The sequence below is a fragment of the Deinococcus apachensis DSM 19763 genome, from assembly GCF_000381345.1.
Lineage (GTDB): Bacteria > Deinococcota > Deinococci > Deinococcales > Deinococcaceae > Deinococcus > Deinococcus apachensis.
In genome coordinates, this window is the sequence record NZ_KB906411.1 from 25397 (window position 1) to 42211 (window position 16815).

Annotated in this window: 11 protein-coding genes and 1 pseudogene; 5 read left to right on the forward strand and 7 right to left on the reverse strand. The window is 68.5% G+C overall.

Going from position 1 to position 16815, the window contains the following annotated elements; all coding sequences use genetic code 11:
• Positions 1 to 114: 114 nt before the first annotated feature.
• Positions 115 to 729 carry a TetR/AcrR family transcriptional regulator gene (locus F784_RS0116490; RefSeq protein ID WP_019587830.1) on the forward strand — a complete coding sequence of 205 codons (615 nt, stop codon included), beginning with the start codon at positions 115 to 117 and terminating at the stop codon, positions 727 to 729.
• A 117-nt stretch (positions 730 to 846) separates the two neighbouring features.
• On the opposite strand, the gene F784_RS24785 is transcribed toward F784_RS0116490, so the two are convergent.
• From F784_RS24785 to F784_RS0116515, 5 genes are all read right to left on the reverse strand, one after another.
• Positions 847 to 3957: a PAS domain S-box protein gene (locus tag F784_RS24785; RefSeq protein ID WP_019587831.1), complete on the reverse strand. Its 3111-nt coding sequence runs from the start codon at positions 3955 to 3957 to the stop codon at positions 847 to 849.
• Positions 3958 to 4119: 162 nt separating this feature from the next.
• On the reverse strand, positions 4120 to 4869 hold the full coding sequence (locus tag F784_RS0116500) for a hypothetical protein (RefSeq protein ID WP_019587832.1): 750 nt from the start codon (positions 4867 to 4869) through the stop codon (positions 4120 to 4122).
• A gap of 133 nt (positions 4870 to 5002) precedes the next feature.
• Entirely contained in the window at positions 5003 to 7111 is a 2109-nt protein-coding gene (locus F784_RS0116505; protein WP_157465322.1) for a tetratricopeptide repeat protein, read from the reverse strand.
• 307 nt (positions 7112 to 7418) lie between these two features.
• Positions 7419 to 8153, reverse strand: a complete 735-nt coding sequence (locus F784_RS23590; RefSeq protein WP_019587834.1) for a carboxypeptidase-like regulatory domain-containing protein — start codon at positions 8151 to 8153, stop codon at positions 7419 to 7421.
• A complete protein-coding gene (locus F784_RS0116515; protein WP_019587835.1) occupies positions 8150 to 8905 on the reverse strand; it encodes a carboxypeptidase-like regulatory domain-containing protein in 756 nt (251 codons plus the stop codon). Before F784_RS0116515 ends, F784_RS23590 begins: the two co-directional genes overlap by 4 nt.
• Before the next feature lie 420 nt (positions 8906 to 9325).
• Here F784_RS0116515 and F784_RS0116520 point away from each other — a divergent pair, with 420 nt between their 5' ends.
• The 4 genes from F784_RS0116520 to F784_RS23595 all read left to right on the forward strand — a co-directional run bounded on the left by F784_RS0116520 (position 9326) and on the right by F784_RS23595 (position 14980).
• On the forward strand, positions 9326 to 10357 hold the full coding sequence (locus F784_RS0116520) for a hypothetical protein (RefSeq protein ID WP_019587836.1): 1032 nt from the start codon (positions 9326 to 9328) through the stop codon (positions 10355 to 10357).
• Positions 10358 to 10439: 82 nt separating this feature from the next.
• On the forward strand, positions 10440 to 11198 hold the full coding sequence (locus tag F784_RS0116525) for a carboxypeptidase-like regulatory domain-containing protein (protein WP_019587837.1): 759 nt from the start codon (positions 10440 to 10442) through the stop codon (positions 11196 to 11198).
• A 74-nt stretch (positions 11199 to 11272) separates the two neighbouring features.
• Complete coding sequence (locus F784_RS0116530) at positions 11273 to 11815, forward strand: DUF3592 domain-containing protein (protein WP_019587838.1); 543 nt, start codon at positions 11273 to 11275, stop codon at positions 11813 to 11815.
• A gap of 108 nt (positions 11816 to 11923) precedes the next feature.
• Positions 11924 to 14980, forward strand: coding sequence for a BTAD domain-containing putative transcriptional regulator (locus F784_RS23595; protein ID WP_019587839.1), 3057 nt, complete (start codon positions 11924 to 11926; stop codon positions 14978 to 14980).
• A 118-nt stretch (positions 14981 to 15098) separates the two neighbouring features.
• Here F784_RS23595 and F784_RS25520 read toward each other — a convergent pair.
• A pseudogene (locus F784_RS25520) lies at positions 15099 to 15756 on the reverse strand (IS6 family transposase).
• A 49-nt stretch (positions 15757 to 15805) separates the two neighbouring features.
• The gene (locus F784_RS0116545; RefSeq protein WP_019587841.1) at positions 15806 to 16477 is read right to left on the reverse strand and encodes a Type 1 glutamine amidotransferase-like domain-containing protein; all 672 of its coding nucleotides are present in this window, start codon (positions 16475 to 16477) and stop codon (positions 15806 to 15808) included.
• Between the last annotated feature and the right edge of the window lie 338 nt (positions 16478 to 16815).

Consider the following 16815-nt stretch of genomic DNA (forward strand, 5'->3'; position numbering starts at 1 on the left):
GCGTAGTCGCCGGGCCTCCGTTCGGGTACCATGCCCAAGCGGAACGACGTTCCAATAAAATACGGAACGATGTTCCGCTTGTCAAATAGTGTGATGGAGGGAGGCGGTACAGTGATGGAGAGGGACGAGCGAGCAGGACAAGACACCCGGCCTAGGCGGGCCGATGCTCGGCGGAACGAGCAGACGCTGCTTGACGCCGCTGCCGCCCTCTTTGTCACGTCCGGCGTCAATGTGCCGATACGTGACATCGCGGCCAAAGCTGGCGTCGGAACGGGCACCATCTACCGGCACTTCCCGACCCGGGCGGACCTGATCGTCGCCGTCTATCGCCATCAAGTTGAAGGCTGCGCCGAGGCTGGTCCAGCCCTACTTGCCAGCAGCCCCACGCCTTTCGAGGCGCTGAGGCAATGGATCAACCTCTTCGTTGACTTCCTCATCACCAAGCACGGGCTGGCTGCGGTAATGCAGTCCGACCAACCCAGCTTCAACGCTCTGCACGCCTCCTTCCTTGATCAGCTCGTGCCCGTCTGTGCCGTCTTGCTCGACGCCGCAGTGATGGCTGGTGAGATCCGCCAGGGCGTAGAGGCCTACGAACTGATGCGCGGCGTCGGCAACCTCTGCATTGGCGCAGGGAATGACCCCCGCTATAACGCCCGTCGCCTGGTCGAACTGCTCATCGCCGGACTACGGACGCCGGAAGGATTGCTGGACCAAGTGGAACACCGCTAAAGGCGTGGTCTCTGGTCGCAGAGGCGGCTTTCTGCTGTAGCCCCACCTCACGCAACGTGTCCTGAGCACGCCAGTTCACAGATCAGCCCACCGCTTCTGTCTGGCATCCGTCAGCCGTCACGTACCCGCCGTTACGGCAACGGCGGCGGGCAGGGTGAAGTGGAAGGTGCTGCCCTCGCCCGGCGTGGACGTCACCCAGGCGCGTCCCCCATGGCGTTCCACGATGCGCCGCACGATCGCGAGGCCCATCCCAGTACCCGGGAACGCTTCACGCGGGTGCAGGCGCTGGAACATCTCGAACACTCGCTCGACGTACGCTTCCTCAATGCCCAGGCCGTTGTCGCGCACCTCGAAATGCCACAGGTGCCCTTCAGGAGTGGCGGAGACGTGCGCGCTCGGCGGCACACCCGGACGCCGGAACTTCACGGCGTTGCCGAGCAGGTTCGCGAACACCTGCGCCAGCTGGGCCGCGTCCCCGGGAACGACGGGCAGCGCGTCCCAGGTGATCTGCGCACCACTCGTGGTGATCGCCGCGTTCAAATCAGCGAGTGTACGTCCTAACACTTCCTCGGTGTTCACCAGTCCCCAGTCCTGGGTTTCAGCACGAACGCGGGAGTACGCCAGCAGGTCCTCGATGGTGGTCTTCATGCGCTGCACACCGTCCACCACGAATCGAGCGTACCGCGCGGCTTGAGCGTCGCCAGCGCCGGACCGCCGAACGAGCAGTTCCGTAAAGCTCGCGACGGTGCGCAGGGGTTCCTGGAGGTCGTGAGACGCAACGAAGGCGAACCGCTCCAGGTCGCGGTTGGAGCGCCGCAACTCCTCGTTGGCGGCCTGCAGCGCGTGCTCGGTGCGCCGCCGTTCAGTGATGTCCCGGAAGGTCACCACCACCCCCTCCTGGATGCCGCTCCCATCCAGGAGGGGCGTAGCACTGTATTCCACCGGGAAGGCCGTGCCGTCCCGCCGCCAGAACACCTCGTTCGTGACCTGGCGTTCCGTGCCGTCCCGCGTCACTTGGCAGATGGGGCAGTCCGCGAGCGGGTACGGTGTGCCGTCGGCGCGGGTGTGGTGCAGCAGGGCGTGTTGCTGCTGGCCGAGCATCTCGTCGAGCGCGTAGCCGGTCATCCCCAGCGCCGCCGGATTGGCGAACGTCGTATGCCCCTTCAGGTCCAGGCCGAACACCCCGTCCGCGGCAGAGGCGAGAATCTGCTCGTTCAAGGCCCGCAACTCGTTGTTCTCGTCATTCAGCGTCCGTTCCAGTGCTTTGCGGTCGGTGAGGTCGAGCACGAACCGGACTTGCAGATCTTCCCCGTCGCCCAGCTGCGCCACCACCACCAGGACGGGCAGGCGGCGGCCGTCGGCGAGCAGGTATTCCTTCTCGTACGGATCGCTGTGGCCCCGCGCCTGTGCCTGAGCGAGGGCCCGCTTGTCCTGCGCCCGCCACTCCGGCGGCGTCAGGGCGTGCCAGTTCACGCCCCCCACGTCCAGGTCTGCACGCGTCACGTTCAACAGGCGCAGGTACGCGTCGTTCGCGTACGACACCCGGCCGTCGGGGTGACCGAGCGCCACCCCGATGGGGTTCACGTCAGCCAGGCGCCGGAAGTGCGCCGCACTCGCGCGCAGCGCCGCCTCAGCCTCCATGCGGTCGTGAATGTCCACCGCGTACCCCAACCACTGGTACTCGTCGGTCGCCTGGTCCGCGGGCAGAGGCACCACGTGGGCGGTGTGCCAGCGATACGTGCCGTCCGTGCGGCGGAAGCGGATGTCCGCGGTGTACGGGGTGCCGGTGGCCAGGCCGCGCTGGCGCGCTTGCACTGCGGTTGCGCGGTCGTCGGGGTGGATGGCCTCAGCCCACTCGAGTCCCTGCGTCCGGGTGGGGAGCCCGGTGAAGGCGTGCCAGTACCCGTTGAACTGGTTCGACTGCCCGCCTTGCCTGGAGGTCCACAGGATGTGCGGCAGCGCCTCGAACAACGTGCGGTAACGCTGCTCGCTGCGCCGCAAGGCCTCGCGCCTGCGGTGTTGTTGCAGGGCGAAGGTGGCGAGCCTGGCCCCGGCTCGCGCGATGTCCTCCTGCGCGGCAGTCACTTTCGTGGGCGCGGCGAAGTACAGCGCCAGGGTGCCGTGCACCTCGCCGGTCTCGTCAAGCAGGGGTACCGACCAGCAGGCCCGCACCCCGAACGCGTCCGCAAACCCGCGCATTTCCGGCCAGCGGGGGTCGGTGTGGTAGTCCTCCACCGCGGTGACCTGCACGCTCTGCGCGGTGACCCCACAAGCGCCGCCGGTGTGCCCGAGCGGTACGGCCCCAAGCGCCCCCCGGAAGGCGCTCTCCAGACTGGGCGCCGCCTGCACCCGCAGCACGCCACTGGCCGCGTCCAGGCCCATGACGGCGCACCGCGCCGTGTCCCCGACCAGCGACTCCATGAGGCGCGCGGTGCGGGTCAGGACGTCCGCGAGGGGTTCGCCGCGGGTGAGGGCCTCCAGGATGTCGGCCTGACCGCGTGCGAGCTGCTCCCCGCGCACGCGGCCAGTGATGTCGCGTGACACCGCGAGGAGGTGCGTGACCTGCCCCTGGGCATCGCGCACACCCCGCACGGTGACGTCCCACCATTTGGGCGTGCCCGCAAGGGTCCGGCAAAAGCCCTCGAAGTGCGCCGTGTGGCCTTGACGCGCCCGTTTCACCGCGGCCTCGACGTGCGGGCGGGTGTCGTTTTCCCAGAACTCCGGCCAGTACGCGCCCGCGCACATCGCGAAGTCGGGGACTTCCATGACGCGCTGGCCGCCAGCGTTCATGGCGAGCAGCTGCCCGTTCAGGTCAAGGGTCTTGATGCAGTCCGGGCTCTCGTCCCAGGCGAGCTGCACGGCTGTTGCGGGAACATGCTGCACGTTGGTGAAGACGAGCAGCCAGCGCGCGGGCAGCGTTCCCGCTGCGGGCAGGGGTTGGTGGTCGGCGCGGTGGTCGCGGTACGTGCCGTCAGCGGTGCGCAGGCGCAGGGTGAGGGCGCTGGGGCGTCCGTGCGCGCGGTCGTTCGCCCACTGCCCCAGCGCGTGCGCGGCCTCGTCCGGGTGCAGGGCGGCCTGGAGGTCCGGCGTGTCCAGGCCCGTGCTGACCTGCCAGGCAGGATTGGCATACGCGCCCTCACCAGCCTCAGTGGTGCCGATTGCGGCCTGCGGCAGGCCGTCGAGCGCGGATAACCCAGGCGCCCGGGTATGGTGCGCCGGGAAGTTCATCCGCACAGCCTATGCCAGCGGGCGATTCTTATCTGCGGGTCGTCTCGCCTTTGTGCGTGCCTCATGTTTCTCTCCGGTGAGCCATGCGCCCTGCCCGCCGTCGGAAGTGCCCATGAAGCCCCCAGTCCTGTTGTCAGCACGCCCAAGACAGTTCGGGCAACTTCACCGGCGGAGGGTGAACACGGCGCTCAGGTAGCGTTGCCCGACGGCCGGGGCATCACCGTTCAGGGCCTCCTGGGTGAACTTCACTTCGTCCAGCCGCACCTTGAAGCGTTCCAGCGGGCTGAAGGTCTTCAGGGCGGTGGGCACCTGGGCCAGCGGGGTGGCGCCGCTGGCGTCGGTGGGATCAGCGAGTCCCTTGGCGAACGGTTGTACCCCCCCGCGCAGGTCGTAACGCAGCACCTCGCCGTCCCCCTCTCGCTGAACCATCAGCTTGGGCACTACGCCAGCAGCAGGCACGCGGATGACGGTCATCACGTTCAGTTTTTCGGCGGGCTTGAGCCGCACCGCCAGACTCTCGCTCGTGCCATCGTGGGCCACGGCCTGCACGTAGGAAAAGCCGCGGTCCTGGGCGTCGAAGGCGGTGGAGCGCAGGTCTGGCCAGTAGCAGCGCACCTCCGCCTTCTGCGGGTTGTGGACGGTGAAATGGAGGACCAGCAGCTTCTCGGCGGCCTTGGGGAAGTACACCGTCTTGCCGATCACCACGCGGCCCACGCTGTACTCGGCCTTCAGCAGCGTGAAGTTCAAGGGGCTTCCCTTGCCCAGGGTGAAGGTCTGCCCCAGCTTCGCGGCCACTCCAGCGAGCTGAGTGGTGCCTTGGACGACGCGGGTCGGTGCGGCGGCGTGTGCCGCCCCTGTGAGCGTCAGGGTGGCGAGAAGGGGAAGGAAGCGGCGGGCGGTGATCTGATTCATGGCGTCTCCTGGGTGGCCTGTGCGGCCTTTGAGCTGCGCCCACCGTAGGAAAACGGGGATGATGAGCCGATGGTGGAGGGAAAGGAGACGGAGAGGCCCCGTGTTCCGAGACCTACCCGCCCGCCCTGCCCTCTTAACGTTCGCGCCAGTACGCCACCGCTGCCGCCACGCCGAACTCCTGCTCGATCTTGCCCTCCCACACGCCGGTGGAGGCGTCTGGCCCTGCGCCCAGCGACCCCTTGAGTTCCACGCGCATCCCAGCGTCCTGAATGCCGCCTTTGCCGAACTTGATGTACACGCCCTCCTTGGCACCCACGCCGCCTGTAGCAGGCACGCTCTTGGGAAGTTTCAACTCCGCCTTGACCCCGGTAAACAGCGTCGCGTTGCCGTTCCAGTCCAGGCTCGCCGAGGCGAAGCCGCCCAGCCAGTCCGTGCCCATCAGGGAGGAGGTCGAGAGTTCGATGTCGATCTTCTTGCAGCTCAGCGACCAGCTCAGGCCCAGCCCCTGCCCCTTGAGAGTCGCCGAGGGTACCTTGGACTTGAGCTTCATGCTGGACAAGGCGCCGCCGCAGGGGTCGGCGTCGAGGGTGGGCAGTTCGGCGAGGTCGAGGGGCACGTTCGGCAGCGGGCCTGCACACACGGTGTCGAGGTCCGTCACGTCGCTCAGCAGGATGGCGCCGTACACGACCGGCCCGTAGAACGAGGCTTTGGCCGAGGCCTCGATGCTCGCCCGCTTCGCCGCCCGCACCCGCGGATCGGGAATGTTGGCGGCGAGTGCCGTCTCAAATTTCACCCGCGCCGACACGAAGCGCGCCATCGCCTGCTCCTGGCCCTTCACGTAGGGCCGGAAGGCGTCCATGTAGGTCTGTTCGGCGTCGTCGTAGACCTTCTTGCGCATCTCGCAGGTGATGGGGGCGGACAGCGCGGCGATGCCCCGCTCGATGGTTTTGTTGCGGGCGTCCGTCAGGGCGGGGCGGGCCTTTTCCATCGCGTAGTGCGCCCGGTACGCCGCCTGGTACGCGGGCCAGACCTCCGGCTCGAAGACCGAGGTGTTGATGGCTCCACTCACGAGCCCGTACCAGCGCAGCTCGCCGGGATCGAGCATCAGCGAGAGATTCGGCGCAACTGCCCGTGCGTGCAGGGCGTTCAGGATGCCGCGCCCCTCGCGCTCCAGGGCCTCGTACTTCCTGTTCAGCACGACGGCTTCCTGGCGGTTTCTGGGCAACTTGAGCTGTGGCAGGTCGAAGGTTGCCCCCCGCGAGAGGTCGAACAGCGTCCGGGCCGAGCGCCGGGTGGACGCCTGCTCGCGTGGCTTGAGGGCGTCGCCGTGCGTGCCGGGCGTGTCCTCGGTAATGATGAGGTCGCTTCTCTCGGGCGCGACGGTGCGGCGCAGGGCCGTGCGGAGTTCGCGCGTTGCCGCGGTCACGTCGCCCGAGCACAGCAGGGCCTTGGAGAGGTTCATCCTGGCCTCGGAGAGGTCGGGGGCGAGCGCGAGGGCCTGCTTCAGGGGAGCCTGCGCCTCACTCCAGCGCCCCAGGCCCAGGAAGGCGTGCCCCCGGTTCGTCAGGGCAATGGCCTGCCCAGGCACACCTCCGGGCGAGGGCAGCTTGCCACCCAGTTCCGCCGCCCGGTCAAGCACCGCGATGGCCTCGCGCGGCAATCCTGCCAGCGTCAGCACGCCCGCGAGGTTCACCAGGGTCATCGGGTCCTTGGGCTTTGCGCGCTGCCCGGCGAGCAGCAGGGCCAGGGCCGCCCGGGGACTCTCCGCCGCCAGGGCCGCTGCCACGTCTGACGAGGTGCTGCCCACCGCCTTCTTGCCCGCCGCGCCCACCAATGTTTGCGCTGCCTTGATCGCGGTATCGAAAGTCATCGCGCCCTTTTCCCGGCGGACGGGCAGGGGCAGCACCTTCGTTCCCTTCTCCTTTTGCTCGCGCAGCATCTTCAACGAGTGCTCCAACCCCGCACGTGCCGGGTCGCCGGGTTTCAGCGTGGCGAGCGTCCTCTCCAGGGTTTTGATCGCCTCGTCGATGTTCAGCCCGCCCACAGGTGCGAGGCCGGGCGTCTGGTAGTCGCGCACGGCGGGTCTGCACGCTTCCGCGCGGAGTTGGGCCACCTCGGCGCGCATCTCGGTTTCGGGACCCAGGATGGTCTGGTCGCTCAGGGACACCCAGGACCCAGCGGCCAGGGCGGGCGAAGCGAGGAGGGCGGCGGCGAGGGCCAATGGTCGACGTGCTCTGTTCATGGCCGCAGCGTGACGCAGGGGGGATGATGGCCGGATGGTGGGACGCCGGGTGGCCGGAACGGGCAAACCGGCACCGGGGAAAGGGCGGCTGGATGTGGGGAATCAGCCTCGGATTTCAATGAGAGGAGTTCCACCGGTTCGTCGCCCCGGTCCGGGCGGTGGAATCCGGCGACGCCGCTCATGTCTGGTCGGTGGTGACGGTGGCCCCGCTCGCGCTCGGCGAGGTGTCAACTCTGGCGGCGTTGAGATCAGGACTCGAAAGCGGAGCGCCCCTCACACAAGGAAGGGCGCTCCTGCGCTGGCCGCTTCAGGGATTGTTCAGGAACAGCCGCATGATGTTCTCCCTGCCGAAGTAGGCGAGGTAGCGAGTCGAAGGCGGCAGCGAGGTCTCGACCCGATTGCCGGGAGGTTGTGAGATGACCAGCCGCTGCCGAACACCGTTCAGCACCTGCGAGACACTGACGTAGTACGAGCCGAGCGGCACGTTGCGGACGCCCTCGCCCTCCACGTAGCGCCGCGTGAAGGTCTCCCTGTGGCCGAACACGTTGGGCACCTTCGGCTCGAAGGTCACTTCCAGGGTAGCGTAGTCGAGTTCGACGCCCGAGTGCGCAAGGCCGGGGTCTACAGAGCCGTAGGACTCCTGGAGGTACGGGCCAACCGAAATGTCACGCATGGCGCCCCGTGCGCCCTGGAAGGGTTTGTAATCGTCGGGCCCCCAGGTCATGACGGAGCCCGTGCCGCCCATGCTCATCAACACGTGCGCCTCGACGGTCCACTGGCGCGGCGTGCGGGGCAGGGTGATGCGGTAGCGTCCCGAGCCGTCGGTCGTGGCGCTCACCGGGCTGCCCGCCCCTTCCGGCGTGGCGACGACCTTTACGCCGACATGGGGCTCGTGGAGGACATTGTGTACGGTCCCCGTGACGACGTAGGGGGTGGCCGGGACGGGGGCGGGCGGGGCGGCAAGCACGCCCCCGAGGAGCAGCGAGAGGGTGGCAAGCAGGCGGATGGAGGGTGCCTGATTCAGGAGGACTCCCTCCCTCATTCGGGGTTCTTCCAGAACAGTTCCAGCGTGGGACCATAGTGGCTGTCCGGCAGGAAGCGGGCCAGGGCGCGGGCTGCGTAGTTGGGATTGTCGCGCGTGGCGATCAGCAACTGCTCGTTCACGCCGCCGCGCCTGTGGCTGGCCGTCACGTAGTACTGGCCCAGGGGCAAGTCCGGCAGGCCATAGCCGTAGGGATACTTGACGGTCACCGTCTCGGTGTTTTTCGCTGCATTCGGGCCGTCGGGCGTGAAGGTCACTTCCAGGGTGCTGTAGTCGATTTCCACGTTCGAGTTGTCGATGTAGTCGAGCACCTTGCCCTTGGGGGTGTCCTCGGCACGGTACACGAAATCGCGCACCGCGCCCTGGCTTCCGGCAAATGGATGGTCGTCTTCGGGAGAGAGGCGCACGTCGAAGTTCTGTCCGCCAAACGTCAGGGTCATGGAGGCCCCCACGTCCCAGGACCCCAGCGTGTGCGGCAGCGCGATGTGGTAGCGCCCCTGGGCATCGGTTTTCGCAGAGCCGTAGGTATAGGACACTGTGTGCGAGGCCGTGACCTCCACCCCTGCCAGCGGCTCACCGGCTTCAGTCAGGACGCGGCCCGTGACGGTGTACGCGCCGGGGGTGGGCGTGCTGGATGAGGGCTGCTCGGCGCCGGGGGGCGTAGGGCCGGGCTGGTCGGGGGCCGCGCTGCCACCGCAGGCGGAGAGGGTGGTGACGGCGAGGGCCAGCAGCAGCAACTTCGCGTTCTTCATGGCGTTCCTCCTGAAAGGCGACCTTGCCTGTGCCGCCTTTAGTGACCGGAGCGTAGAAGGCTGCGGATGATGGGCGAATGGTGCTGCATCATTGGGGTGCGGAGGGGCCGGTTCCGCACCACTGCTGCCCTGGAAAAAAGGCGTCCTGGCTGGAGCGAAGCCCCCGCCCTTCTCCTGCTGAGGGCTCAGCCCAAGAACACTGACCACGCCAAGTGGGACCCAAGGCCTCTTTAAGCGGGTGGAGATGCACGGCGACGTTCGACGTGGCCGTGCTTCCCCGGTCATGGCTTGAATGGCGCCGGTTCATCTAAGGACGGGCACTCGCGGCTGTTGCCCTTCACCCACCATCGGCCCATCATCCTGCCCCCTGCATCATCCGGTCAGTTCAAGCGCACCCACGTTGCGCAACTGGAGACCACCATGACCCACGCCCGACTGCTCGCCCTCGCCCTCCTCGCGCTGCCCATCGCCCCTGTGTCCGCCGCCCTCACCGGAACCGCCGCCGCCATGCCCGCCAGCACTCTGAGCGGCGCCTGGAAGGGCAAGCTCGACGGCTTCTACGAACTGGACGCCAGGTTCACCGTGAAAGGCAACCGCGTCACCGGGGTCCTGCGTTTCGCCAAGATCGACTTCCCCTTCCAGGGCACCTGGGACGCCGCCAGGAATCTCGTCACGTTCAAGTACACGTATGCAAAGGAAGTGCAGACCGTCAAAGCCACCCTGAAGGGCAGCACCCTCACCGGGTTCAACATCTCCCCGAAGGGCAAGCAGACGGCGGTGAGCCTCGCGCGCGTCACGACCGCCGGGGCCGGAACGGCCGGGGTGAATGCCGGGGCCTACGTGATGACTGGTGTGGTGCGCGACGACAAGGGCAACCCCATCGCGGGGGTCGAGGTCTTCGCCGACCACACCGCGTACTACAACATGAACGCGGTGGGTAAGACCGACGCCCAGGGGAGGTACACCATTACCCTGGCTCACCAGCCCGGCACCTGGAACGCGGGTGCCTACCTGCGCGGGCAAGTCGGCGGACAGCCCTTCGAGGTGCGCCTCTCGCCGGACAACGACACGCCCTTTGACGGGTCGAAAGGGGCCGTCCGGAACTTCACCTACAAGGCCAGCACCGGCGCGACCGGCAAGGTGTACACCACGGTCGCGCACTCGGCGGTGGAACTCGACTACGAGACCCTGGAGTTCACCTTCACGCCCGACGGCCCGAACTCGGCGGGGAGCACCGCGCCCTTGACCCGCAAGTTCGTCATGGGGTTCGGCGTTCCGAACATCCCGTTGGGACGGTACAGGGTCAGCGCCACTCACGTTCTGAACGGCGTCAAGCAGCAGCTCCTGCTGAGTTCGCGCCAGCAGAAGAACGAGGCGACCAGCGTTCTGGCGGAGTTCACCGACGACAGCCACTACGGCCAGACCCTGGAACTCTTCCTCAAGAACCCCTGAACGGGCGAACGCGAGTGGCGGGACAGGGCTTCGTTCCGCCGCTACACGTCAGGAGCTTCCCTTCATGACAGGAGAACACACCATGCCAACCCTGATCCGGCTGACCCTCGCCCTTTCGCTGCTCACACCCCTCGCGCTCACCGCCCACGCGGACGCCGCCGCGCAGGGCCAGACGCGGACGGCATCCGCCAAGGCCCGGCCCTTCCACATGACCGGCGCGGTGAAGAACTCGCAGGGCAAGCCTCTCGCGGGGGCACGGGTCGGTGCCGACAACACGGTGCTGGACGGCTCCGAGGTCTGGACGACCACCGACGCCCAGGGCCGCTACGACCTCGACCTGTCGAAGATGCCCATCCTGAACGCGTGGACCGCCGTGGCCCACATCGTCGTGAAGTACGGCGGCGAGCAGCAAACCCTCACTCCCGAGGTGGACGACACGGCCGCCTTCCTGGGTAAGGACGGTGCCATTCGCAACTTCACGCTCAAGATCACCGGCAAGACGCCGAACGGCGGGTACTACGGAGCCCTGTTCTCCGCGCACCTCGGTCTGTCCGAGGCCGGGGAGATGCCCGAATACGGGGACGTGGAGTTCACCCTGACGCCAGCGGGACCGCTCATCGACGGCTCGAAGGGGCAGCCCATCAGGGTGCGCCAAGCCCAGCTTCCCTTCGAGGTGCCGCAGGGCCGTTACAAAGTCACCGCACGCTCCCTCTCGGGCAAGGGGCCGATCTGGCTGAAGGCGCGCGGTGGCGAATATGGCCCCGAGGCGGTGCTCGATATGACCTACACGGCGGGCACGGGCATGACGCTCTCGGTGGACATGGTGCACCCACGGCGCTGAGGCGGGGGGCGCGGCCAGCCCACGGGGCGGCCCGTCACTGTCGGGTACCGCTCGTGCCGCCGGTAGGAGACGTGATGACAAAAGACTTCTTGAGGTCGGCTGGGCTGGCGCTGGTGCTGCTGAGCCTGGTCACGGGAGCCGTGCTGGTGCCCGCGCTGCTTGGCGTGACCCGTGGCGCGAACTGGGAGAGCGTGCCCGGCACCGTCCTGTCCTCGACAGTCGAGCGCCGTGTCTCCCATGAGACGGACGCGGACGGCAATGGATTTACCGTCGAGCGTTTCGAGCCCCGTGTCACCTACCGCCACACGGTCTCCGGCGTGGCCCGGGTAGGCCACGACCTCGCGCCGCATGAGGTCGCTTCGGTGGACGAAGCGTGGGCCCGGACGCAGGCCGCGCGGTACAGGCCCGGCGATGGGGTGACGGTCTACCACTCGCTGGACGGCACACGCGCCGCCCTGCTGCCCGCTCTGTCCGCTGGGGTCTGGGCCTGGCTCGCCCTGCCCGGCCTCGCGCTCCTGCTCGGGGTGGGGCTGATGCGGACGGGATGCGGGTCACCCCGGGGTCAAATTGGGCGGCGCGCCCCAGCGTCTCAACACCCTCCTCGCAGCGTCGGTTAACCTTCCGACCGCACGACCTCTCGCCCCATCCAAGCCTGTTCCAGCTCCCCGCGAGGACGGTCGGGCCTCTCGATTTCGGGGCTCCGCGCCGTTGTATCTTAAGGAATCATGAGCAGCGCAGCCTGGCGTCTGGTGGCCTTCGGCAAACCGCGCCTCCTGAACCCGTCCGGGGAGGGGGTGCGCTGTGAGGTGCGGACGCTCGCGCTGCTGACCTACCTCGCGCTGGAGGGGCCCACCTCGCGCTCTCGCCTGGCAGGACTCCTCTGGCCCAACACGCCGGAGGCGGCGGCCCGGAACAACCTCGTTCACCTGCTGCGACGGGTGGCGAAAAGCCACCATCCTGACCTGATCCACGCGGGGGAGGCGGTCGCGCTTGGGGGCGGGCTGGAGTCGGACGTGGCGGCCTGGGGGGTGATGGGGGCGGCCCCCGTGGAGAGCGTGCCGCCCGGCGTATTGCTCGACGGCCTCTCGTTCGACGACCAGCCCGACCTCGCCGAGTGGGTGCTGGCGTGGCGGGAGCGCCTTGACCTCGCGCGAGCCGAACAGTTGGCGGGCGCCGCGGCCCAGGCCGAGGCGGAGGGCAACTTCACGGAGGCCATTCGCCTCACCCGCGACCTCGTGGACCTCGATCCCCTGTCGGAGGAGGCGCACCGGCGCCTGATGCGGCTGCTGTACCTTGCCGGGGACCGTCCGGCGGCGCTGAGGGCCTACCACCGCTGCCGGGACCTGCTGGAGCGCGAACTGGGGGTGGAGCCCCTGCCCGAGACCCGCAACCTCGCCCGGCTGATCGACAGGGGAGCCGTGGAGGCGCCGCCGCCGCCCGTCCCGAGAATTCCGCTGTCAGTCCTCAGGCCCCCGGTCCTGGTGGGCCGCGCCGCCGCGTGGATGCAGATGGAGGAGGCGTGGGCGCAGGGGCAGTCCATCCTGCTCGTGGGCCCGGCAGGGTCAGGCAAGTCCCGGCTGATGCACGACTTCGTGGCGAGCAAGGGCCCGGCCTTCCGCCTGGAGGGTCGGCCGGGGGACCGCGCCGCCCCCTTCTCGACGACCGCGCGGATGCTCCGCCGGGTCCTGGATTTCCTGCCAGCGGGGTTTGAGCTGCCCGGGTGGGTCATGCCCGCCCTCGCGCCCCTGCTGCCCGAGACGCGGGCGGACCTGAGCGGCAGCCGCCCCGACCCGCGCATGCTCGAGGCGATCCACGTCATGTCGGGCGTGGCGATTCAGTTGCAGGGTGCGGTGGTGAGCGTGTTCGAGGACCTGCACGAGGTCGATGCCGCGACCACCGAGATGGGCATGGCGATGCTGGCAAGCCACTTCCCGCTCGGCCAGCCGGGGGGGCTGCCGCATTTTGTCGGTACCTTCCGCGACGAGGAGCTGGACCCGGAGACGCGGGGTGTGTTCGAGCGCTTCGTGGCGGCCGGGCAGTCGGTCTGGATCGACCTCTTGCCGCTCTCAGAGACGGACGTGCAGGAACTGGTGGGGAGCCTGGACATCACTGAGCTGGAGGAGCGTGGCGACGAACTCGCCCGCTTCACGGGCGGCAATCCGCTGTTCGTCCTGGAGACGATCAAGCACATGCTCGAACAGGGGTTCACGGGTACGGCGGGTCCCCTCCCGGTGGCCGGGAAGGTGTCGGTCATGATCACCCGGCGTCTGGCAGGGCTCTCGACCCCGGCCCTGCACGCGGCGCGGGCGGCGGCGGTCCTCCAGAGCGACTTCGAGCTCGAACGGGTGGCCGAGGTGTTGCGCGCACCGCTGCTCGAGGTCGCCGCCGCCTGGGAGGAGTTGGAGGAGGCGCAGATTATGGTCGGCGAGCGCTTCAGTCACGACCTGATTGCCGAGACCCTGCGCCAGGAGACGCCCGAGGGGGTGCGCCGTCTGCTGCACCGCGCCGCGGCCCGCACCTTGGGGACCGTGGGGAACGTCTCGCCCGCGCGGGTGGCCGGACACTGGCTGGCCGGGGGGCAGGGCGAGCAGGCCGCCCCGTGGCTGGTGCAGGCCGGGCATGCGGCGTGGCGGGCGGCCCGGCTGGAGGAGGCACAACGCTTTTTCGCCGAGGCTGCCGAACTGCTGGCGGTCCACGACCCCTCCGCCGCCTTCGGGGCCCTCGCGCTGCGGGCCGAGGTGCTGGCGAACATGGACGATCCCCGGCATGGGGACGCGGTGCGAGCCCTGCACGCAGGGGCGGTGACGCCGTTGGAGCGCGCGACTGCCTTCATGCAGGAGTACCGCGCCCTGGAGGGAACGATGGATGTCTCCCGGATCGAGCCCGCCCTCCTGTCGGGCCTCGCCGCCCTGCGCGCCGCGGAGGCAGGCCGGGAGACCTGGCTCGTGGAGGCGCAGCTCACCGAGGGGCTGGCCCTCGTCGCCTACGTGCGCGGGCAGCGGGAGGCGACGCTTGTTCACCTGCGGCGACTGGCCGACCTGGGCGAGCGCACGGGGTCGCTGGAGTGGCAGGCCAAGGCGCAGGAGGCGCTGGGCCTGGCGCTGACGTCCACCTCTCCGCGCGAGGCGGGGTTGCACCTGGAGCGGGCGGAGGCGCTGCACCTGCGCAGAAACGACGTGCTGCGGGCGGGGTCGAGCCTCGCCAAGCTCGCCCGCGTGCTGTGCGAACTCGGCGAGGTCGCGGCGGCCCGCAAGGTGGCGGCGCGCGGCGAGGCGCATCTGGGCCGCCTTGACGCCAACCACGGCGAGCGCGTCGCCCTGCTCTATTCGCAAATCATGGTCGCCCAGTCGTCGGGAGACCTCGACCTCGCCCGCGCACTGTACGACCAGGCCCACCGCGACCACACCGCCGAGCACAACGCGCTCCTGGGAGCCTTTCCGGTCCTCCACGCGAGGACACTGCGCCTTGCCGGGCATCCCGAGGCGGCCTGGGATGAGGTTACGCGCTCCCGCGATGGTCGGCCTTTCCCCGGTCACCTGAACGCCCTGCGGTCGCTGGAGGAGGCCACGATCCTGCTCGCCCTGGGCCGCGCGGCAGAGGCAGACCCTCTCCTCATCGAGGCCGAGGGGGAGCTTCAGGCGGCCCCGAATGTCCCGTGGCAGGCCCGGCTCCACGACCTGCGGGCCGCGCGGTGCGGCCCAGCGGGGGAAGCCCATCGGCAGGCTGCGCGGGCGCTGCGTGAGGAGCACGGGTTGCCGAATCACCACTGGAGCGCTCTGTAGGGGTCGCGACCTGGGGGGTTCTGGCAAGTGAACGGCGGGCAGGCTGACGTTCCTGGTGGGCCGCCTGGAATTCAGGCTGCCCGCTGCATCACCTCATCCCAGACCTGCAGGGCGCCGCTCAAGTCGCGTCGCCATGCTGGGGCGGGTCCGGTGGTGCGGTTGAAGCTTCGAGGACTCGCACGTGCAGGGCCAGGAACTCCCGAGTTCGGCGGCGGCGCCCCAAGCCCAGGTGTTGCCCAGCCTGCTGCCGAGTGGCGCGGTGCGATTGCGGGGTCAGGGTGTTGCAGCGGGCCGTGGAGGCAACCTGAACGTGCTCCACCCTGTGGAGCACGGCGAGTTCCCGAAGAGCCGCCGGGCCGCTCCAGAGGTTGTCGGTGTGAATGACCCCGGGACTCTCGGACTCACCGAGCAACCGGGTGAAGAAGGTCCGGGCCGCCTCAGGCTCCCGATGCGGTTGGAGCAGGATACCGAGCACCGCGCCGCGCTCGTCAACCGCACGCCACAGCCCGTGTTTAACCCCTCCCACCGGCGCGCAGACCTGGTCGAGAGGCCACCGGGAAACCCGACGTCCCCTCCCGATGACGCAGTTGCTCGGTGAGCAGTAGGACGAACCCCATGTTCCACTGGCGCCGGGTCTCGTGACTCACCTGGATCCCACGCCCTTGCCGCAACTCCTGGACATCCCGTTGCCTCAGGGGGAAGTGGTGCTACAGCCACAGGGCGTAGCTGATGATGCTGAGGGGAAAACGGTAGCGGGCGGGCTTCCGGTCCGGCACGGCTCACCACCCTACCGAGCTTAAGTTGCCAGAACCAGCAGAGGTGAGTTCAGGGCGTAAACAGCTTCCAATGCCCCTCAGAAACGACTTCGGCGGAGCCGCCCTGCACCCTGATGGCCGTCTGATCGTCAATCGCGTACGCTGGACCCTGGATCTCAGCCGCCCACCTCTCTGCGGCGGCCATGGTGTTTCCCGGCAGGTCCGGGTGATCCAGATGCGGGAAGATCGAGAAGTCGACGGTGCCCAGCGTTTCGTCGCTCCCAGTAGGCGACATCCACTCGACGAAGTACCTCCCGATGCGCGGGGTCATCACCATGCTCCCGGCGCTCAGCCCCACCCAAACGGTCTCGCGTAGCGACGGCAGGAGGTCCGCCAACCCAGACTCCCGCAGCCAGTGACACAGGTACAGAGCGTCGCCCCCATTCACCAGCAGGACGTCCGTCTCCTGGACCCAGGGGACCCAGCGCTCTTCACCGATGCTGGGCAGTGCGGTGAGTTCCAGCACGCCCAGAGACTTCCATCCCAGCTCGGTCATCGGGCACCTGGGTTCTTGTCCACTGATGAACCGCCAGGCATGACCCGGATTGGTCTGGGGGTGCCCGTATCCCGCAGTGGGAATGCACAGGGCACTGGCCTCAGCAATCGGCTTGCCCAGGAGGTCGACCAGCGCGTTGTGGATGCTGGCATTTTTGATCCCAGCGGAAGTAAGCAGAAGTTTCATGGTTCCCCCTCGTATGATGCGATTCTAACGGAATTGTATGACCCGATTTAGCGTGTGGCTAACCGCTGCCTCCTTCCTTCCGCCTCGGTGACGATCCGTTCGAAGTAGGGCAGGGCGGTCGGCCGCACCTCCTGCGGACAGTCCCCCCACTCCTGCTGACCCCAGCATCTGCACCCACATCCGGGTGGAGCGCCGCGAGGAGGTCCTGCTCGCCGCCATGCTCCATGACCCACCCCGGCGGGCTGCTGAGCCGGGACCAGCCGCCACTGCGGGAAGCGGTAGGGGTGGAAGAGGGGTGCGGGGCGGGTCCTCTTGCGCTCGGTCAGGGCGGGCCTTAC